Source organism: Marinobacter iranensis (assembly GCF_029207565.1).
Classification (GTDB): domain Bacteria; phylum Pseudomonadota; class Gammaproteobacteria; order Pseudomonadales; family Oleiphilaceae; genus Marinobacter; species Marinobacter iranensis.
The window spans coordinates 57,942-77,041 of sequence record NZ_JANCMW010000017.1; the positions used below are offsets into that span (position 1 = coordinate 57,942).

Consider the following 19,100-nt stretch of genomic DNA (forward strand, 5'->3'; position numbering starts at 1 on the left):
GTCACCGCACAACCCCGCCAAGAAGGGGCACAAAACGCACTGGCGCAATATCCCTGGTTTCGAATCGGTCGCCTTCACGTACCACTTCCACCAGCATCTGGGACTCCTCGCCAATGGGCGCTATGATAACACCGCCATCGGCGAGCTGATCCTTCAGTTCCTGCGGAATTTCCCTGGGGGCTGCCGTAACGAGAATACCGTCAAAAGGCCCCTGGTCCGGCCACCCCATTCCACCATCCGCATGCTTGAGCAAGGCGTTGCGGAGCCCGAGCTGGCGCAGCCGGTCCCGTGCACGGTCCTGAAGCGGCTTGATGCGCTCAACACTGAAAACCTGATCCACCAGCCTTGCAAGAATAGCGGTCTGGTAGCCAGACCCCGTTCCCAACTCCAGCACCTTCGTCGGTTTGTGGCGCATGAGGGACTCGGTCATCAATGCCACAATGTAGGGTTGCGAGAGCGTCTGGCTGTAACCAATGGGTAGCGACGTGTCTTCATAGGCCCGATGGGAAAGGGCTTCGTCCAGGAAAATATGACGCGGAATGTCGGATATGGCCTGCAGTACCTGCTCATCGGTGATTCCCGATTCCCTGAGCCGTTGGATCAGGCGCATGCGGGTCCGCCGTGATGTCATTCCAATACCGTTAAGTTCTGCAACCATCAACGCCCCTCCCGTCCTGACAGCTGCTCTACCCATTCCCGCAAGGACGAAAGTACCTCGTGCCGCGTCATATCCACGTGAACGGGGGTAATCGAGACATAGTTTTCAAGGACTGCGTAGAAATCCGTGCCCGGCCCGGCATCGCTGCCTTTACCTGCGGCACCTATCCAGTAGCGCGCCTTACCACGGGGGCAGGTCATGGGCACCGCACCTTCTGCCCGGTCACGGTGACCAAGGCGGGTAACGCGGAAGCCAGCGATGTCTTCCCAGGGAACGTCCGGAACGTTCACGTTCAGGATGCAGCGTGGGCCGAGGGTCAATGGGTGATCGCTTTCCAGCAATGCCCTCACCACCCTGGCAGCGGTCTGGTAGTGAAAGCGGCCTTCGTTCACCAGCGATACAGCGATAGCCGGCAACCCCAGGTTCCTGCCCTCCGTAGCCGCCGCAACCGTTCCGGAATAGATGATATCGTCACCGAGGTTGGCGTGCGTGTTGATCCCCGACACCACACGGTCAAAAGGCTCGTCGAACAACCCGTTCACTGCAAGGTGGACGCAATCCGTGGGTGTTCCGTCCACGGAACGAAAGCCATTGGGGTGGTCTTCCACCGTCAACGGCCGGCTCAGCGTTAATGCGTTACTGGCACCGCTGTGATCCCGATCCGGCGCCACAACCTCAAGATGACCCAGCCCCTGAAGCCCGTCATGGAGGGCCTGCAGACCAGGCGAATGAACGCCATCATCATTGGACAACAGAATTCGCACAATTTTCTCCAGTAAAGGTGGTTGCGTCCGTTATATCGAACACATCGTCCAGCATGGTTGTTGCGTATTGGCCGGGAGCAAGCCAGAACGTCAGTCTCAACTGGTCATTGCCCTGCCACTGCCATTCAAAACCTTCCGGCTTCATTTTCAGCGGCCGCCGCTCCGGTTTCATGCGGGTGGTTGAGAACACCGCTGCCAATTGCGGATGCTCCGCAACAACGGCGCGCTCGATCTCGCCCTGTACAGAAACAGCTTCGGTACCACCATCGCCCCAAAGCGGCCCGGTTATCAGTAGGTCCTGATTTTCGCAGGCGCCCGGCTCGCCCTCCAGGGGTTCCAGCCAGGTGCCATTCTCGACCCGATGGGCAAGCACCTCGTTGAATAACCACGAACGTGCCGCCGAAAAGTACAATACGTTTTTAGTGTCACTACTGCCAGAGGTTGACCGCCCTCTCCCACGTTTTTTGGCATTGCGGCCGCCCCTGCGGTTCAATTTCGTCGGGTCCATGGTCAGTGCCTTGTCCAGGTTCGCCCCGCCATGGCCGAACCGCTGCGAGCCGAAATAGTTCGGGCAGCCAAGATCACGCACTCGTGCCAGTGCCGTGTCGATATCAGCTGTGTCTCCGACAACATCCTTCAGCACCAGTTCGAACCGGTTCCCGCGGTGATCGCCACGCCTGAGCTTCCGGGCCTGGCGGTGCTGCGCCAGCACCAGCCAGTGTTCGGCCACCTGCCGGGTAAATTCAGGGTCTTCGCTCTCCATTCCGGGGCGATAGAGACTGAACCACTGACGGGTTACCGCATGGCGGTCCTTGAGGCCGCAAAAGCCAACATCAAAATGCCGACAGCCACTCATGGCCGCCAGTTGCCGTGCCACATAGTCGGTGTTGTCCCCGGCTTTTTCCAGGCGCAGGCAAAGATGCTCACCGCCATCGGTGATATCACCGGGGAGTGACAGGTCTTCATCGACAAAAAAATCGGCAGGCAGGGATTTAATCCGGGCGGTCGCGAACCGGCGACCGGAAGACGTCGGCCAGTCCAGTCTCCAGCCTTGGGACGATCGTTGCGTAAGGGTCATGATAAAACCGGCTCAAGCAGACAGATCGCCTGGCAGGCAATGCCTTCCCCGCGACCGGTAAAGCCCAGCTTTTCAGTGGTGGTTGCCTTGACACTGACCCGGGTGGCCGGGATGGCCAGATCCTCGGCGATATTCAACCGCATGGCTTCGATATGGGGCGCCATCTTCGGAGCCTGCGCAATAACGGTGGTGTCGACATTACCAACGCTGAATCCTTCCCCGGCCACACGCTCCATCACCCGGCGAAGCAGATCCCGGCTGTCGGCACCCGCCCATTCACTACTGGTATCCGGAAACAGGTGACCGATGTCGCCCAACGCTGCGGCACCCAACAGGGCGTCGGCCAGGGCGTGCAGCAGAACATCCCCATCTGAATGGGCCTTGAGGGCCTGAGCGTGGGGAATGGTCACACCACCAATAATCACATGATCTCCCTCACAGAACGCATGGACATCAAAGCCCTGCCCGATTCGCATATTGCTGTTTCCTTATTCAATCGATCCGATGTGGGCTCGCCGCTACAAGCGGCTGAGGATAAAACCGGCGAGCGCCAGATCGGCGGGTACGGTAATCTTTATATTATCCGGTCGCCCCTCCACGATACAGGGAATCTGGCCGGCATGTTCCAGCGCAGAAGCTTCATCGGTTATCGGATAACCTGATGCAATGGCGGTTTCCAGAGCCCGCCTCAACGCTGAAAAACGAAACATCTGGGGTGTTAACGCCCGCCAAAGGTGGCGACGGTCAACCGTGGTTTCAACCGCATTGCTGTCGCCGGCCTTACGTTTGAGGGTATCGGCCACCGGCGTGGCCAGCAAGCCTCCCACGGGATGCCCCCGCAGATCCGCTATCAGGCGCCCGAGGTCGGCCGGGTGCAGACAGGGGCGGGCTGCGTCGTGTACCAGCACCCAGTCGTCATTGTCGGCACGGTCCAATAATGCCTCCAATGCAGCCAATACCGAATTCGCCCGTTCCGATCCCCCGATACAGGTATCAACGCGTTCGTCCTTGCTGGAAGCGGTCTTCGACCACCAGGGGTCATCAGCACGGAGGGCTACCATACAGCCTGCAAAATCGGCATTCTCCAGCAAACGGGACAATGTGACATCAAGGATATAGCGGTGATTCAACTGGAGGTATTGCTTCGGACAGTCAGCTTTCATTCGCTGGCCGGAGCCGGCAGCGGGAACGATCAGCCAATAGCGGGGTTTACTCATGGACGTGGTCAGCTTTGAACGACCTGGCTTGCGGCTGGCTATTGCTCCACCACCAGGAAGAAGGTTTCATCGTTACGGATCAGCCCCAGGTTCATGCGTGCACGCTCTTCCACCGCACCCTTCTCACTACGGAGATTGCGAACCTCCGCGTAGAGGCGCTCGTTACGGGCTGCCAGTTGGGCGTTCTCCTCGCGCTGTTCGGCAATGGACTTCTCCAGCCCCCAGACCTGGGCAAAACTACCCTCCCCGACCCACAGGCGAACCTGCAGCAGGAGAATAAGAATAATCATGATGGACCAAAGCAACTTCATTGCGAATTCCGTTTACAATGCGACAACCGGACAGTAAGTATAGACCTTAGTGTAGTTTAGCAACAAGTTCTGCTAACCGGTTGTACAAAAAGGCCATCGTGCCTCACATTTTCAGGATCACGATGGCCTTTCCTGGTCTGCTACCCGTCAGTTTCCTGCCCGACAGGTCATTTTGGCGACTGGGCGATCAGCCCTGGCCCTTGATCTCGCTCAAGCCACGATAGGGCGCGCTGCCCTCCAGCGCTTCCTCGATACGAAGCAACTGGTTGTACTTGGCAACCCGGTCAGAGCGACACAGGGAACCGGTCTTGATCTGACCGGCGCAGGTTGCAACCGCCAGATCGGCAATGGTGGTGTCCTCGGTTTCACCGGAACGGTGAGAGATAACCGCCGTGTAGCCTGCGTCCTGGGCCATCTTGATGGCATCCAGGGTTTCGCTCAGGCTGCCGATCTGGTTGAACTTGATCAGGATGGAGTTACCAATGCTCTTGTCGATACCTTGCTTCAGAATCTTGGTGTTGGTTACAAACAGGTCGTCACCCACCAGCTGGACCTTGTCACCCAGCTTCTCGGTCAGAACTTTCCAGCCGTCCCAGTCGCTCTCGTCCATACCGTCTTCGATGGACACGATCGGATAACGCTCGCACAAGCCCGCCAGGTAATCAGCGAAGCCAGCGGAATCAAAGGACTTGCCTTCGCCAGACAACTGGTACTGGCCGTCCTTGTAAAACTCGGAAGAAGCACAGTCCAGCGCCAGGGTCACGTCGGTACCCAGCTTGTAACCGGCCTTCTCCACCGCTTCCTGAATCACCGCCAGGGCGCCTTCGTTGGAAGGCAGATCCGGTGCAAAGCCACCCTCATCGCCCACTGCTGTGTTCAGGCCCTTGCTGTTGAGGACCTTCTTCAGCGCGTGGAAAATCTCCGCACCAATGCGCAACGCCTCGGCAAACGACTTCGCGGCCACCGGCTGAATCATGAACTCCTGGATATCCACATTGTTATCGGCATGCTCGCCGCCGTTGAGGATATTCATCATCGGCACCGGCATGCTGTACTTGCCGGAGGTGCCGTTCAGGTCCGCAATGTGCGCGTACAGCGGCTTGCCCAGCGACGCGGCAGCAGCTTTGGCGGCGGCCAGGGAAACAGCCAGGATGGCGTTAGCGCCCAGGTTGGCTTTGTTCTCAGTGCCGTCCAGCTCGAGCATTACGTTATCCAGGGCACGCTGGTCTGCGGCATCTTTGCCAATCAGCGCTTCACGGATTTTAGTGTTCACCGCATCAACAGCCTTTAAAACGCCCTTGCCCAGGTAGCGACTCGCATCTTTGTCCCGAAGCTCCAAAGCTTCACGTGAGCCAGTAGACGCACCAGACGGCGCACATGCACTTCCAATGGTCCCGTCTTCAAGGATGACGTCTGCTTCAACCGTTGGATTCCCGCGGGAATCCAGCACTTCACGGCCTTTAATATTGGCAATCTTGGTCATTTTTCTCTGTCTCCAAGTTTGATTTCAAAGTTGGGAGTAAGAGCGAGCGGGAACGGCCCTACGAAAAACGCTACGAGCACATCCATGTGCGCTTGGGCTCCGCCATCCATGGCTCCGCACATTTTCGTAGGGCCGTTCCCGCTCGCTCCCATAGTCCTTCTGGAACGCAAAAACCGCCAATCAGGCGGTATCGAGAGGCTTAAAGTTTTTAACAAGGTCATCCACAGCTTTGACTCGCTGAAGAAAGGGCCCCAGCTGACTCAGCCGCAACGCACAGGGGCCGTCGCACTTGGCGTTATCCGGATCGGGATGAGCCTCCAGGAACAAACCAGCCAAGCCCTGGGACATGCCCGCCAGCGCCAAGTCAGTTACCTGGGCGCGGCGACCACCAGCGGAATCAGCACGACCACCGGGCATCTGCAAAGAATGGGTCACATCAAACATCACCGGCACATTCATCGACTTCATGATGCCGAAGCCCAACATATCGACTACAAGGTTGTTATAACCGAAGCTACTGCCCCGCTCGCAAAGGATCACCCTGTCGTTACCAGCTTCTTCGCACTTGGCAATGATGTGCTTCATTTCCTGGGGCGCCAGGAACTGGGCCTTCTTGATATTGATGACCGCCCCGGTTTCCGCCATGGCAACGACCAGATCCGTCTGCCGGCTCAGGAAAGCCGGCAACTGGATAATGTCGCAGACCTCCGCGGCAGGTGCCGCCTGCGCAGGCTCGTGCACATCAGAAATGATGGGAACACCAAACTTGCTCTTGATATCCGCCAGGATCTGCAGGCCTTTCTCAAGGCCAGGGCCGCGGAACGAGTGCACCGACGAACGATTGGCCTTGTCGAAGGACGCCTTGAATACATAGGGAATGCCGAGTTTGCTGGTGGCCTCGACATACGCCTCGGCCACTTCCATGGCCATTTCCGGGGATTCCAGCACGTTCATGCCGCCGAACAGCACGAACGGTTTGTCGTTGGCGACCTGGATTCCCGAGACGTTGACCGTGCTCTGCGCCATGATCAGGATTCCTTTTTACGGGCCAGGGCTGCCTCTACAAATCCCTTGAACAGCGGATGGCCGTCCCTGGGCGTGGAGGTGAATTCCGGGTGGAACTGGCAGGCCACGAACCAGGGGTGGTCCGGCACTTCCACAACCTCAACAAGTTTGCCGTCTGTTGAGCGACCGGAAATTCTCAGGCCGGCGCCCTCCAGTTGGGGCAGGAAATGGTTGTTCACCTCGAAGCGGTGACGGTGGCGCTCGCGGATGGTCTTGCGGCCATAGCAGTTGGCGATGGTGGAGCCCTCGGTCACCACGCAGTCCTGGGCCCCCAGGCGCATGGTGCCGCCCAGATCAGAGGCTTCGGTGCGCTCCTCCTTCTCCCCGCTGGCATCCAGCCACTCGGTAATCAGGCCGACAACCGGCTCCGGCGTGTGTTCGCGGAATTCGGTACTGTGGGCGTCTTTCAGGCCCGCCACGTTGCGGGCGTATTCAATAACAGCCACTTGCATGCCCAGGCAGATGCCCAGATAAGGCACCTTATTTTCGCGGGCGTACTGCACAGTGCGAATCTTGCCCTCCACACCACGCTCTCCAAAGCCACCAGGCACCAGGATGGCATCAGCACTATCCAGTGCGCCGGTGCCGTCACGCTCGATGTCTTCAGAGTCGATATAGTTCATCCGGACCTTGGTGCGGGTCTTGATGCCGGCATGGAGCAGGGATTCAATCAGGGACTTGTAAGCATCAAGCAGTTCCATGTACTTGCCGACCATGGCAATGGTGACTTCATGGTCAGGATTCATCAGGGACTCGACTACCGCATCCCATTCGCTCAGATCCGCTGGGCTGGCTTCAATACCAAAACGCTCGATAACCAGTTGATCCAGGCCGAATTCATGGAGCATGCGCGGGATGGCGTAGATGGACTTTGCATCCTGAAGCGGAATGACTGCCCGCTCTTCCACGTTGGTGAACAGGGCGATCTTGCGGCGGGAACTGGCGTCCACCTCATGCTCCGAGCGACACAGCAGGATATCCGGCTGTAGACCGATGGAGCGCATTTCTTTTACGGAGTGCTGCGTGGGCTTGGTCTTGATCTCGCCAGCGGTCGCGATATACGGAACCAGGGTCAGGTGCATGAACAGCGCACGCTGGGGGCCGACTTCCACCTTCAACTGACGGCAGGCTTCCAGGAACGGCAGCGATTCAATGTCGCCCACGGTGCCACCGATCTCAATCAGTGCCACATCGGCGCCGGAAGCACCTTCCACCACCCGACGCTTGATTTCGTCAGTGATGTGGGGAATCACCTGAACCGTGCCGCCGAGATAGTCACCCCGGCGTTCCTTACGAATCACTTCCTCGTATACGCGGCCGGTGGTGAAATTGTTCCGGCGCGACATCGGCGTGCGAATAAACCGCTCGTAGTGCCCCAGATCCAGATCTGTTTCCGCGCCATCTTCGGTGACAAAAACCTCACCGTGCTGAAACGGGCTCATGGTGCCGGGGTCCACGTTGATGTACGGGTCCAGCTTGAGAATAGTGACCTTCAGGCCGCGTGCCTCCAGGATCGCTGCCAGAGAGGCTGATGCGATACCTTTCCCCAAGGAGGACACGACACCGCCGGTGACGAAAATATAACGCGTCATGCAGATTCCGTGATTTGTCTGGTTCGGTGAAGGAGGGAGATTGTCATCTCAAGATGGGACGCCAGACTACCAGAAAGGCATCACCTTCTCAATTACATTCCCGCTCCACAACAATGCGCCAGCCACTGGCCGGGGCCTCCCCACAGTATTTGCCGGAAAGCCACAAGTCGCCAGCTCCGACCACTTCTTCATGGCCATCCTCCACCTCCAGAAGCAGCGGTAACCGTGCTCTTTCCCAGGGCGGAACATTTTTTTCCTGCAGCCAGTTCTTCAACGATTTCGAGGGCCCGTCCGGGGTTGGCCGGATGCGTTCGCCCCCTGCCCTCGTAGATATCCGTATTTCCGGCGCCGGCGTTTTGCGCTTGCCAGCCCCTGTAAGCTTCAATCGCCACTCGCCCCATACCAATTCCTGGTCCGGGACCAGGGCGGGCTTTCCAGCGGGCAATGCCGTGAATTCCGGGACCAGGTACAGCTTTTCCCGATAACGTCGAATCACGAAACCCGGGCCGCGAAGCTCCGGTTCCCGGTCCGCCGGCGCGCTCATGAAATCCGCCAGCACCAGCGGCCAGTCGGAAATGGCGGGTGGTTCGTGGCGATGGCGTTTAACCCACCAGCGCAAAAGGTTTTTCTGCTCCGCCAGAGACAATGATGCCACCGCACTCAACCGCAGGGCGCCTGAGTCATCAGCACATTGGTGAAAGCGGATCTCCGCCAGCTTCCCGGCCAGTTCATCCCCTTCCCGACAGGAACGGGCACTGTGCCCGATGCGGCTGACCAGCGATGGCCAGCGGGACTTGAGAAGAGGCAGAATCGAATGGCGGAGAAAATTGCGGTCAAAGCGCTCATCGGTATTGCTGGGGTCGTCCACCCAGTCGATTCCCTGTGCCGTAGCCCAACCCTGAAGCTCTGCGCGACTGAAATTCAGCAGTGGTCGATACAGCCAACCTTCACCAAGGGGCCGTGTTCGCGGCATTCCGCCCAGGCCGGCCACACCGGTCCCACGCAACAATCGAAACAATACAGTCTCGGCCTGATCATCGCCATGGTGGGCCATCAACAGTAGCTCGCCCGGAGCCAGGATATCTTCGAATGCCTGGTAACGCGCATTCCGGGCAGCCTCTTCAATGCCACCACTGGTGTCGCTTTCGGGAGTCTCGCGACCGCTGACGATCACTCGGCGGATGTCCAGGGGTACACCGAGTTCCCGGCAGATTTCCTGACAGAAACGCTCGGTGTGACCGGCATTCGGCTGTAATTGATGGTTCACATGAAATGCCGACACCTGGCCGGTGTGCGCATACAGGCGGGCGACAACATGGAGAAGCAGAACAGAATCCATTCCACCGCTAAGGGCAATTCGCAGGTGGGAATGGGAGGGCAGGTGCCTGACCGGAGCGCAAAGTGCCTCCGGCCAGTCTGACCCGGAGCCGGATTTACCGGCCCGTGTCATATCGGGTCAACCGCTCATAGCGGCGGGACACCAGTTCTTCAGCGGGTAAACGGCAGAGCTCGGCAATGCCCTTACTCAGGGTAGCGCGCAGGGATTCGGCCATTTTCTCCGGGTTGCGGTGCGCCCCACCCAACGGCTCGGTGACCACGTTGTCAGCGAGGCCAAGATCCCTGAGACGGTCAGCGGTCACGCCCATGGCTTCTGCTGCCTGGGACGCATATTCCGCACTCTTCCACAGAATCGATGCACAGCCCTCCGGCGAAATCACGGCGTAGGTGGAATACTGCAGCATGTTGAGCTGGTCGCAAACACCGATGGCCAATGCACCACCGGAGCCACCCTCGCCCACTACCGTGGAGATGATCGGCGTTTTCAGGCGCGACATCACCGCAAGGTTGAAAGCAATGGCTTCGCTCTGGCCGCGCTCCTCGGCCCCGATACCGGGATAGGCACCCGGAGTATCAATGAAGGTCAGGACCGGCATGCGGAAACGCTCGGCCATTTCCATCAGCCGCAAGGCCTTACGGTACCCTTCCGGACGCGGCATGCCGAAGTTCCGTTTTACCTTGTCACGAACTTCGCGGCCCTTCTGATGGCCGATCACCATCACCGGCTTGCCGTCGAGACGGGCGGTGCCGCCAACGATGGCCTGGTCATCGGCGTAGCGACGGTCGCCGTGCAACTCGTCAAAGTCGTCGAAAATCATGTCAACGTAGTCGAGGGTGTAGGGGCGGCGCGGATGGCGAGCCAGTCGCGCCACATCCCAGGGCTTGAGGTCCGAGAAGATACTTTCCGTCAGGCTGACACTCTTTTTGCGCAGCCGGCTGATCTCGTCGGTAATGTTGATGTCGGTGTCGTTACCCACCATACGAAGCTCTTCAATCTTGGCTTCAAGGTCGGCAATTGGCTGTTCGAAATCCAGATAGTTAGGGTTCATGATGTTCCATCATTTGCTTGCAAGGCGAGAATGTAAGTCGCCAAACCAGAATTTTGGACAAAGATAGCAGCGCCCGGGCATAGGCTAAAGCGGACCTTTGTATGAGTCGGCTTTCTGACAAAAACGTAATTTTTCAACGTGCCCGCCATTCCCAGGATGAACCTTGCCGGATAGTATCAATCATAGACCAGTTCCACGGACTGGTCGCCTACGAGGTATTTCAGCTCCAGCAAAAGGTCATCATCGGGCTGAACGCGCCACGATTCGCCCAGTTCGATACGAGTACTGGCATTATCGCTGCTGTACTCGATCCACACCGGACTGCCCTCACACCGGAAGGGCCTCAGCGTTGAGTCCAGCTTGTCCAGCAGGCCGTTCTGAAGTTGGTCGGCGTGAATGGCCAGCTTGAGCCCGCGGCTGAACTGTTGCCGGGCTGTGCCCACGTCCATCACCGAGTTCACCCGCATTTTCATCTGGCCGGAGTAATCATCATGGCTGACCTGGCCTTCCACCACAATGACCTGGTCGGACTGCAACAACTCCCGATTCTCGAAAAAGGCCTCGGAGAACAGCGTGGCCTCGATACGGGCGCTACGATCATCCAGGGTGATAAACGCCATGGTGGAGCCGGTACGGGTTTTCATTGAGCGCTGGGCCACCACCAGCCCGGCAACACGCTGGGGCTGGCGCGCCGGTTTCAGATCAGCGATGGAAGAGCGCACAAACCGCCGCACTTCCTTCTCGTACTCATCGAACGGGTGACCGGTCAGGTAAATCCCGAGGGTGTCCTTCTCCCCTTTCAGACGTTCCTTCTTGGGCCATTCCCGCACATTTGCCACATCGGAATAGGGGTCGCCGCCTTCCCCGCCCATCAGCATGTCACCAAACATGTCGGTCATGCCCACGGATTCGTTGCGGGATTGCTGGCCTGCCTGCTGGATGGCCTTGTCGATACTGGCCATTAGCTGGGCACGCCCTGCCCCCAGTTTGTCCATGGCGCCTGAGCGAATCAGGGCTTCCATGGCGCGCTTGTTCACTTTTTTCAGATCCACCCGGCGGCAAAAATCAAATATATCCTGGTAGGGCTCACCGTCTGCCCGGCCAGCCTGGATGCTGCCAATCGGGCCCTCACCAAGCCCCTTGATGGCTCCCAGGCCATACACGATGGCGCCGTCGTCATTGACCGTGAAGGTGTATTCGGAGCGGCTGACATCCGGCACCAGCAGCTCCAGCCCCATGCTGCGGCACTCCTCCACCAGCGTCACCACCTTGTCGGTGTTCTGCATATCCGCCGTCAGCACCGCCGCCATGAACTCGGCCGGGTAATGCGCCTTCAGCCAGAGGGTCTGGTAGGAGACCAGGGCGTAGGCGGCGGAGTGGGATTTGTTGAAACCGTAGCCGGCGAACTTCTCTACAAGATCGAAGATGTTTTCAGCAAGGGTCTTGTCGATGCCGTTCTTTTCGCAGCCATCCAGGAAGAACTGCTTCTGCTTGGCCATCTCCTCGGGTTTTTTCTTGCCCATGGCACGACGCAACATGTCGGCATTACCGAGGGTATAGCCGGCCATTACCTGGGCAATCTGCATGACCTGTTCCTGATAGAGGATAACCCCGTAAGTGGGCTCCAGTACCGGCTTCAGGCCATCGTATTGGTAATCCGGGTGCGGGAACGACATCGGTTGGCGACCATGCTTACGGTCGATAAAGTCATCCACCATGCCCGACTGCAGTGGCCCGGGCCGGAACAGGGCCACGAGGGCGATCATGTCCTCCAGGGAATCCGGCTGCAGGCGGCGGATCAGGTCTTTCATGCCACGGGATTCCAACTGGAAGACCGCGGTGGTTTCCGCCTTCTTGAGCATGTCGAATGACGGCACGTCGTCCAGCGGGATCTCATTAATGTCCAACGCCGGCTTGCCGCGCTTCTCCAGGCGCGGGTTAATCATCTTCAGGGCCCAGTCGATGATGGTCAGGGTCCGCAGTCCCAGGAAGTCGAACTTCACCAGGCCCGCATCTTCCACATCCCCCTTATCGAACTGGGTCACCAGGCTGCCGCCCTCGTCATCGCAGTACAGCGGCGAGAAGTCGGTAATCTTGGTGGGCGCTATCACCACGCCGCCGGCGTGCTTGCCGGCGTTACGGCAAACACCCTCGAGCTTGAGGGCCATCTCCCAGATCTCCTGGGCTTCCTCGTCGTTTTCCAGGAACTCAACCAGTTGTGGTTCCTGCTCGAGCGCCTTCTCCAGGGTCATGCCCGGCTCAAAGGGAATCATCTTGGACAGTTTGTCCGCCAGGCCGTAGGACTTGCCCTGAACCCGGGCCACATCCCGCACAACCGCCTTGGCGGCCATGGTGCCGAAGGTAATAATCTGGGATACCGCTTCGCGGCCGTATTTCTCCGCCACATAGGCAATGACACGGTCACGGCCTTCCATGCAGAAGTCGACGTCGAAGTCGGGCATGGATACCCGTTCCGGGTTCAGGAAGCGCTCGAACAGCAGGTCGTATTCCAGTGGGTCCAGATCGGTGATCAACTGGGCGTAGGCCACCAGGGAGCCAGCACCGGAGCCCCGGCCGGGGCCCACCGGCACGCCGTTGTTCTTGGCCCACTTGATGAAGTCCATTACGATCAGGAAGTACCCGGGAAAGCCCATCTGGGTAATGATATCCAGTTCGAAGTTCAGCCGCGTGTAGTAGGCCTCGCGCTTTTTGTCGTAGTCCGGATCGTCCTTGCTCAGGGTCTTCGCCAGCCTCTCTTCCAGGCCCTCTTCCGACACCTTGCGGAAGTATTCATCCATGGTCATCCCGTCCGGGATGGGGTAGTTCGGGAGGAAATATTCGCCCATCCGCACCTGAACCGAGCAGCGGCGTGCGATTTCCACGGTATTTTCGACGGCCTCGGGAATATCCGAGAACAGCTCGATCATTTCCTCCGCACTGCGCAGGTATTGCTGGTCGCTGAAACGGCGCTCCCGTCTTGGGTCATCGAGAGTACGGCTTTCACCGATACAGACCCGCGCCTCATGAGCCTCAAAATCCTCGGCATGGAGGAAGTGGACGTCGTTGGTGGCCACCACCGGGCATGAGAGGGTTTCCGCCAGCTCAATGTTCAGGTGCAGGCAGTCTTCATCCCCTGGCCGGCCGGTGCGTTGCAGTTCCAGATAGAATGCCCCGGGATAAAGGTTCATCCAGTATTCCGTGCGCTGCCGGGCGAGATCCAGCTTGCCGGCCATCAGCGCCTTGCCCACATCGCCCATGCGCGCACCGGACAAGGCAATCAGGCCTTCGGCACGACTTTCCAGCCACTTGCGCTGGATAATGGGCTTGCCAAAACGCTGCCCCTCGGTATACCCCAGGGAGACGATTTCGGTGAGGTTCAGATAGCCAGCGCTGTTGCGCGCCAGCAGGGTGATCCGCAGGGGGTTATCCGGCTCATCATGGTTTTCGATCCACAGGTCCGCGCCAATGATGGGCTTCACACCGGCCCCCATGGCGGCCTTGTAGAACCGCACCAGGGAGCACATGTTGGACTGCTCCGTCAGCCCGACAGCCGGCATGCCCAGCTCCGCTACCCGGCCAATCAGGGGTTTCACCCGCACCAGGCCGTCTACCATGGAATATTCGGAGTGCACGCGTAGGTGGACAAAGGTCTGTGACATAGCGTCGGGGTATTCCTGCTTGTTAATGACGGTTCGGGGCCGGGTCAGCGCCCGATCAGCTCTTCGATGTCTTCCTCGGTCTGCGGGCCGAAGCGGGCCTCAACCAGGTCTCCATCGGGGTTCACAATAAACGTTGCCGGCAAGGCGACGGGCGTCTTCCAGCCAAATTCGGGCCCGGGGTCCTCGGCCAGCATGGTGTATTCAATGCCCATGTCTTTGCCCAGGTCGATCAGTTCCTGGCCACGGATATCATCAAAGTTTACACCCAGGACCACGATGGCACCGGCCCGGTCCAGACTGTTCAGTTCCGGGATTTCCTCAAGGCAGGGCTTACACCACTCTGCCCAGTAGTTGACCAGCACCCAGTGACCACGCAGGCTTTCCCATTCCAGCGTCGTTCCGTCAGGCTTTTCAAACTCGTGATTCTGGCAGCCTGCCAACATCAACAAGGCCAGTATAATACCGATCCCGTACAACCCGGTGGAATAACGCACCGTTGCAGGATACTTTTCAGGGTATTGCACAGGGTGCCCTCCTGTTAGACTACGGCGCTCAGATACACTTGCGGTTTACCTGACCTGGAAAGATGGAGAACCATGACAGAACCGACCCGAATTTTCCACAATGCGCGCTGTTCAAAATCCCGGCAAACCCTTGAACTCCTTCGAGAACAGGGTGTTGAACCGGAAATTATACGCTACCTGGAAACGCCACCAACAGGGCAAATACTGGAACACATCCTGGAAGCTCTCGATATCGGCCCCCGTGAACTGATGAGAACCGGGGAAAAGGAATACAAGGAACAGGGCCTGGACGATCCGGGGCTGGACCGGGAAACCCTGATCAAAGCCATGGTCGACACCCCGAAACTGATCGAGCGCCCGATTGTCATCAAAGGCAACAAGGTGGCTTTGGGCCGTCCGCCCGAGAACGTCCTCAGCATCCTTTAACCGGAGACAGGCGATGGCTTCCGAAGCCCCCTATATTCTGGTGCTGTATTACAGCCGCACCGGCCAGACCGCGGAGATGGCCACCCAGATTGCCAGGGGCATTTCCCGGGTACCGGGCGTTGACGCCAGGATACGCACGGTACCCAGCGTATCACCGGATACAGAGGCCTCACTGCCCGCGGTCCCGGACGACGGAGCACCCTACGCCGGCAAGGACGACCTGGCGGGCTGTTCCGGCCTGGCCATTGGCAGCCCTACCCGCTTTGGCAACATGGCCGCGCCGCTGAAATACTTTCTCGACAGCACCGGAGACATGTGGCTGAACGGCACACTCACCGGGAAGCCCGCGGGGGCCTTCACCTCCACCGGCAGCCTGCACGGAGGCCAGGAAAGCACCCTGCTGACCATGATGGTGCCCCTGTTGCACCACGGCATGGTGTTATGCGGTGTGCCCTACTCAGAAAACGCGCTCAATGAAACCACTGCCGGTGGCACACCCTACGGCCCATCTCACTGGGCAGGTACTGGAGAGCAGCAGGTGGTGACCGACCATGAAAAGACCATCTGCCAGACGTTTGGCGAGCGCCTTGCCCGGCTCGCCCTGAAATTGCGCTGAGAGTGAGCGCCACTTAACAACAACGGACCACTGAATGCTTCACAATCCGAAAGCCCGCATTACCGCCCGACTGACCTTTCTGCTCTATCTGGCCACCCTGGCGACACTCATTGTCACCACGTTTTATCCCGTGCAGGTGGAGGGGGTATCCGTCACCCTGATGCTCAGTATCAAACTGGTCCCGCTATTGGCTTTTGCCGTTCCGGTTTTCCGGGGGCACAACCGGGGCTATATCTGGCTCAGTTTTGTGGTTATTTTCTACTTCACCCGTTACGTGGTGTCCGCCTGGCTCAGCGAAGGTGATCTTGCTCCGCTGGTCCTCACGGTGCTGACCTTCCTGCTGTTTACAGTGGCCATGGTCCACCTTAAGGTGAATCGTCCGCAGCCGGTTTCAGAAACCTGACAGGAAACACCCATGGCCGACAGCACTCACCCACCTGCCCCGCACAGAAGTACGCTGACCCTGAGGGATATCTGTACGGCGCTGGTGACCAGTAGTGAAATTTCCCAGGAGGACGCCGAGCGGGTCCTGTCGGCCAACATTGGCATCCAGACGGGTGGCAGTGGGCCTGCCAGTCAGCGCCATCCTCTGGAACTGGTGGCCAAGGCGGGGTTGGAAAGCCAGAAAACCGGCCGCACGCTGGACCTCGCCAAACTGACCCAATGGCTGGCGGAATGGGCGGAACAACCCTATTACCACATCGATCCCCTGAAGATAGACACACCGGCCATTGCCCGGGTGATGTCCTATGCCTTCGCCCAGCGACACGGCATTCTCGCGGTTGAAATAGGCCAGGATGAGGTTCTGATCGCCAGTGCCGAACCCTTCAAGAGCGACTGGGAGGGCAACCTGCGCCAGGCGATCAGGAAGGACATTCGCCGCGTGGTCGCCAACCCGGAAGATATCCGCCGGTACACCGTCGAGTTCTACCAACTGGCCAGCTCTGTCAGCAAGGCCGGTGGCAACAACGCAGCCAACCCGGCAGGCACCCAGAATTTCGAACAGTTGCTGGATCTGGGCGCCAGTGAGCACCCGGATGCCAACGACCAGCACGTGGTCAAGATTGTCGACTGGTTGCTGCAGTATGCCTTCGACCAGCGCGCTTCCGACATTCACATTGAGCCACGGCGAAACGTCACCCAGGTCCGCTTTCGCATTGACGGGGTGCTGCACAATGTTTATGAATTTCCGGATCAGGTCGGCGTAGCCGTCACCAGCCGACTGAAGATTCTCGGCAGGCTGAACGTGGCGGAGAAACGCCGCCCCCAGGATGGCCGCATCAAAACCCGAAAGCCGGACAACAGCGAAGTGGAACTGCGACTGGCCACCATGCCCACTGCGTTCGGCGAAAAAATGGTGCTACGGATCTTTGACCCGGAAGTACTGCTGAAATCCTACGAACAACTGGGCTTTTCAAAAGAAGACCGGGAACACTGGCAGGGTATTACCGACCACCCCCATGGCATTGTCCTGGTCACCGGCCCCACCGGTTCCGGCAAGACCACCACCCTCTACTCAACCCTCAAGCAGCTTGCCACCCCCGAGGTAAATATCTGCACCATTGAGGACCCGATCGAGATGGTGGAGCCCGCCTTCAACCAAATGCAGGTACAGACCAATATCGAGCTGACCTTTGCCTCTGGCGTGCGGGCGCTGCTGCGACAGGACCCGGACATCATAATGATCGGCGAAATCCGCGACCTGGAGACCGCCGAGATGGCCGTGCAGGCCGCGTTGACCGGGCACCTGGTGCTGTCCACCCTGCACACCAACGACGCCCCCAGCGCCATTACCCGGTTGATGGAACTGGGCATCCCCCCTTACCTGATCCGTGCCACGGTGCTGGGCGTGATGGCGCAGCGGCTGACCAGGACCCTGTGCCCCCACTGCAAGGCGCCAGGGCCGGTGGACGAGCAGGCCTGGCAAAGCCTGACCCGCCCCTGGAAGGCCACCATGCCCAAGCAGGTCTATCACCCGGTTGGCTGCCTGGAGTGCCGGAATACGGGCTACTACGGCCGGGCGGGGGTGTACGAGATCATGCAGCTCTCCGGCAATCTGATCCGGCAGATTACCGAGCAATGCGAACTGGACCAATTGAGGGTGGACGCCTACAAGGATGGCATGAAGTCCCTGCGGCTCAGCGGCGCGCAGAAAGTGTCGGCCGGCTCCACCACGGTAGAGGAAATCCTGCGGGTAACCCCCGAAAGCCAGCGTTGAGCAGCGCCCGGAAATTATAAGTCGGTGGATACGACACACTGGCTAAGAAGCTGCCGCCAACGCTGGTCGTGGGCTTCGATGGCCCGGTCCAGTTGCCCCCACAGGCTATCGGTGTTTCCGGTATCCAGGTATTGCCGGTACCACTCACGGAAGGGGGCTGGCATGGTATCCGCCTGCTGAACCGCGAGTTTTTCCAGTGGCTCAATCAGCGCCTCCCGTGCCTGCTGAACGCCTTTCAGATAAGTCTGAACACCGCCAGCGTAGCCATCGGCATACGCGCCTCTTAGCGCAGGCGGCACCTCCGCCCCCTCCTCGGGGCATAGCGGACCGGCTTCAACCCTCTCGGCCAGCAGGGCCGTAGCATCGTCAAGTCGCGTCGTCAGCAGGCGCGCGCTGTTCATTAGCTGGCCTGCCCGGTGCTCGGCCTGCCAGCGCTGATGAATCTCGCCAACGTAGTCCAGCGGCTCATCCGTGTTGCCATCCAACAGGCTCGCCACCGTCTGGTTCAACTGTCTCACACCCATGGCCAGCTCAGCCACCGGATCGCCCTCTGAGCCCCTGGGAAAGTACCCCTGTGAGAGGGTGAACAGTCGCTCCACTTCCTCCACCCCCCAGGTCGCATTCCATATAGCAATGGGGAGGGTTTCGATTTTGCTCTTGATGGCCTCTTCCAGCTCCTCCTTTACGCCCTCACGATCGGCTTCAGGAATACAGTCTTCAGCGGCACGGATAAAACGTGTTTCGTATCGCAAGCGGTTCAGCGGCTGCATCACCCGACCCATGATAGAATTTCGCTCACCCACCACGTATTGCAGCTCACAACCGTAGAGAGACAGGAAATCCAGCATGCCCATATCCAGGTCCGGCATGTCCAGATAGCGCTCACGACGGCGAGGGATCTGTGGAACCGGCGCGACGTCAGACAGCGCGGGATCTAACTTCAGGGCTTCAGCCACCTGCGCTACATAGCCGTCCATCAACTCCGGCACACCGGAATCCGGAGCGCAGCCGGAGAGGCACAGGCATAGAAACGGGGCTGTCAGGCATTTGGCATCGGGCACGGGGCCTCCTATACCCACGGGGCATTCAGAGAGGGAGGCAC

Annotated in this window: 18 protein-coding genes; 4 read left to right on the top strand and 14 right to left on the bottom strand. The window is 59.1% G+C overall.

The annotated features are described in order from the left end of the window. Position 1: 1 nt before the first annotated feature. From NLU14_RS20120 to NLU14_RS20180, 13 genes are all read right to left on the bottom strand, one after another. Positions 2–658 carry a protein-L-isoaspartate(D-aspartate) O-methyltransferase gene (locus NLU14_RS20120; protein WP_275709948.1) on the bottom strand — a complete coding sequence of 219 codons (657 nt, stop codon included), beginning with the start codon at positions 656–658 and terminating at the stop codon, positions 2–4. Next, on the bottom strand, positions 658–1,422 hold the full coding sequence (surE, locus tag NLU14_RS20125) for a 5'/3'-nucleotidase SurE (RefSeq protein WP_275709950.1): 765 nt from the start codon (positions 1,420–1,422) through the stop codon (positions 658–660). Before surE ends, NLU14_RS20120 begins: the two co-directional genes overlap by 1 nt. Then, positions 1,400–2,500, bottom strand: coding sequence for a tRNA pseudouridine(13) synthase TruD (gene truD, locus NLU14_RS20130; RefSeq protein ID WP_275709951.1), 1,101 nt, complete (start codon positions 2,498–2,500; stop codon positions 1,400–1,402). The genes surE and truD overlap by 23 nt, the downstream gene beginning before the upstream one ends. After that, positions 2,497–2,976, bottom strand: coding sequence for a 2-C-methyl-D-erythritol 2,4-cyclodiphosphate synthase (gene ispF / locus NLU14_RS20135; RefSeq protein WP_275709953.1), 480 nt, complete (start codon positions 2,974–2,976; stop codon positions 2,497–2,499). The genes truD and ispF overlap by 4 nt, the downstream gene beginning before the upstream one ends. 42 nt (positions 2,977–3,018) lie before the next feature. Next, positions 3,019–3,717, bottom strand: coding sequence for a 2-C-methyl-D-erythritol 4-phosphate cytidylyltransferase (ispD, locus tag NLU14_RS20140; protein ID WP_275709955.1), 699 nt, complete (start codon positions 3,715–3,717; stop codon positions 3,019–3,021). Between the two features lie 38 nt (positions 3,718–3,755). Then, positions 3,756–4,028 (bottom strand): septum formation initiator family protein, encoded by a 273-nt coding sequence (locus tag NLU14_RS20145; RefSeq protein ID WP_275709957.1) that lies wholly within the window; start codon positions 4,026–4,028, stop codon positions 3,756–3,758. A 187-nt stretch (positions 4,029–4,215) separates the two neighbouring features. Further along, a complete protein-coding gene (gene eno, locus NLU14_RS20150; protein WP_275709959.1) occupies positions 4,216–5,511 on the bottom strand; it encodes a phosphopyruvate hydratase in 1,296 nt (431 codons plus the stop codon). A 180-nt stretch (positions 5,512–5,691) separates the two neighbouring features. After that, positions 5,692–6,537, bottom strand: a complete 846-nt coding sequence (gene kdsA / locus NLU14_RS20155) for a 3-deoxy-8-phosphooctulonate synthase (protein ID WP_275709961.1) — start codon at positions 6,535–6,537, stop codon at positions 5,692–5,694. Between the two features lie 2 nt (positions 6,538–6,539). Beyond that, positions 6,540–8,168 (bottom strand): CTP synthase, encoded by a 1,629-nt coding sequence (locus NLU14_RS20160; RefSeq protein WP_275709963.1) that lies wholly within the window; start codon positions 8,166–8,168, stop codon positions 6,540–6,542. 88 nt (positions 8,169–8,256) lie between these two features. Then, the gene (tilS, locus tag NLU14_RS20165; protein WP_275709965.1) at positions 8,257–9,618 is read right to left on the bottom strand and encodes a tRNA lysidine(34) synthetase TilS; all 1,362 of its coding nucleotides are present in this window, start codon (positions 9,616–9,618) and stop codon (positions 8,257–8,259) included. After that, complete coding sequence (gene accA, locus NLU14_RS20170) at positions 9,602–10,555, bottom strand: acetyl-CoA carboxylase carboxyl transferase subunit alpha (RefSeq protein ID WP_275709967.1); 954 nt, start codon at positions 10,553–10,555, stop codon at positions 9,602–9,604. The genes tilS and accA overlap by 17 nt, the downstream gene beginning before the upstream one ends. 176 nt (positions 10,556–10,731) lie before the next feature. Beyond that, on the bottom strand, positions 10,732–14,214 hold the full coding sequence (dnaE, locus tag NLU14_RS20175; protein ID WP_275709969.1) for a DNA polymerase III subunit alpha: 3,483 nt from the start codon (positions 14,212–14,214) through the stop codon (positions 10,732–10,734). Positions 14,215–14,258: 44 nt separating this feature from the next. Further along, complete coding sequence (locus tag NLU14_RS20180; protein ID WP_420845086.1) at positions 14,259–14,669, bottom strand: TlpA family protein disulfide reductase; 411 nt, start codon at positions 14,667–14,669, stop codon at positions 14,259–14,261. A gap of 141 nt (positions 14,670–14,810) precedes the next feature. On the opposite strand from NLU14_RS20180, the gene arsC reads away from it, so the two are divergent. Genes arsC through tfpB form a run of 4 tightly spaced genes read left to right on the top strand, consistent with a single transcriptional unit; the run spans position 14,811 to position 17,998 of the window. Then, positions 14,811–15,164, top strand: a complete 354-nt coding sequence (arsC, locus tag NLU14_RS20185; RefSeq protein WP_275709971.1) for an arsenate reductase (glutaredoxin) — start codon at positions 14,811–14,813, stop codon at positions 15,162–15,164. A gap of 13 nt (positions 15,165–15,177) precedes the next feature. After that, positions 15,178–15,780, top strand: a complete 603-nt coding sequence (gene wrbA, locus NLU14_RS20190) for an NAD(P)H:quinone oxidoreductase (RefSeq protein ID WP_275709974.1) — start codon at positions 15,178–15,180, stop codon at positions 15,778–15,780. A gap of 34 nt (positions 15,781–15,814) precedes the next feature. Beyond that, the gene (locus tag NLU14_RS20195; RefSeq protein ID WP_275709975.1) at positions 15,815–16,183 is read left to right on the top strand and encodes a DUF2069 domain-containing protein; all 369 of its coding nucleotides are present in this window, start codon (positions 15,815–15,817) and stop codon (positions 16,181–16,183) included. Between the two features lie 12 nt (positions 16,184–16,195). After that, positions 16,196–17,998 carry a type IV pilus assembly ATPase TfpB gene (gene tfpB / locus NLU14_RS20200; RefSeq protein ID WP_275709977.1) on the top strand — a complete coding sequence of 601 codons (1,803 nt, stop codon included), beginning with the start codon at positions 16,196–16,198 and terminating at the stop codon, positions 17,996–17,998. 14 nt (positions 17,999–18,012) lie between these two features. Here tfpB and NLU14_RS20205 read toward each other — a convergent pair whose 3' ends face one another. Then, on the bottom strand, positions 18,013–19,059 hold the full coding sequence (locus NLU14_RS20205; RefSeq protein ID WP_275709979.1) for a DUF3080 family protein: 1,047 nt from the start codon (positions 19,057–19,059) through the stop codon (positions 18,013–18,015). Between the last annotated feature and the right edge of the window lie 41 nt (positions 19,060–19,100).

Bases quoted from the DNA above. Each gene is read 5' to 3' on its own strand.
- NLU14_RS20120 (WP_275709948.1), bottom strand. From the start codon at position 658: ATGGTTGCAGAACTTAACGGTATTGGAATGACATCACGGCGGACCCGC.
- truD (WP_275709951.1), bottom strand. From the start codon at position 2,500: ATGACCCTTACGCAACGATCGTCCCAAGGCTGGAGACTGGACTGGCCG.
- ispF (WP_275709953.1), bottom strand. From the start codon at position 2,976: ATGCGAATCGGGCAGGGCTTTGATGTCCATGCGTTCTGTGAGGGAGAT.
- ispD (WP_275709955.1), bottom strand. From the start codon at position 3,717: ATGAGTAAACCCCGCTATTGGCTGATCGTTCCCGCTGCCGGCTCCGGC.
- NLU14_RS20145 (WP_275709957.1), bottom strand. From the start codon at position 4,028: ATGAAGTTGCTTTGGTCCATCATGATTATTCTTATTCTCCTGCTGCAG.
- eno (WP_275709959.1), bottom strand. From the start codon at position 5,511: ATGACCAAGATTGCCAATATTAAAGGCCGTGAAGTGCTGGATTCCCGC.
- kdsA (WP_275709961.1), bottom strand. From the start codon at position 6,537: ATGGCGCAGAGCACGGTCAACGTCTCGGGAATCCAGGTCGCCAACGAC.
- NLU14_RS20160 (WP_275709963.1), bottom strand. From the start codon at position 8,168: ATGACGCGTTATATTTTCGTCACCGGCGGTGTCGTGTCCTCCTTGGGG.
- tilS (WP_275709965.1), bottom strand. From the start codon at position 9,618: ATGACACGGGCCGGTAAATCCGGCTCCGGGTCAGACTGGCCGGAGGCA.
- accA (WP_275709967.1), bottom strand. From the start codon at position 10,555: ATGAACCCTAACTATCTGGATTTCGAACAGCCAATTGCCGACCTTGAA.
- dnaE (WP_275709969.1), bottom strand. From the start codon at position 14,214: ATGTCACAGACCTTTGTCCACCTACGCGTGCACTCCGAATATTCCATG.
- arsC (WP_275709971.1), top strand. From the start codon at position 14,811: ATGACAGAACCGACCCGAATTTTCCACAATGCGCGCTGTTCAAAATCC.
- wrbA (WP_275709974.1), top strand. From the start codon at position 15,178: ATGGCTTCCGAAGCCCCCTATATTCTGGTGCTGTATTACAGCCGCACC.
- NLU14_RS20195 (WP_275709975.1), top strand. From the start codon at position 15,815: ATGCTTCACAATCCGAAAGCCCGCATTACCGCCCGACTGACCTTTCTG.
- tfpB (WP_275709977.1), top strand. From the start codon at position 16,196: ATGGCCGACAGCACTCACCCACCTGCCCCGCACAGAAGTACGCTGACC.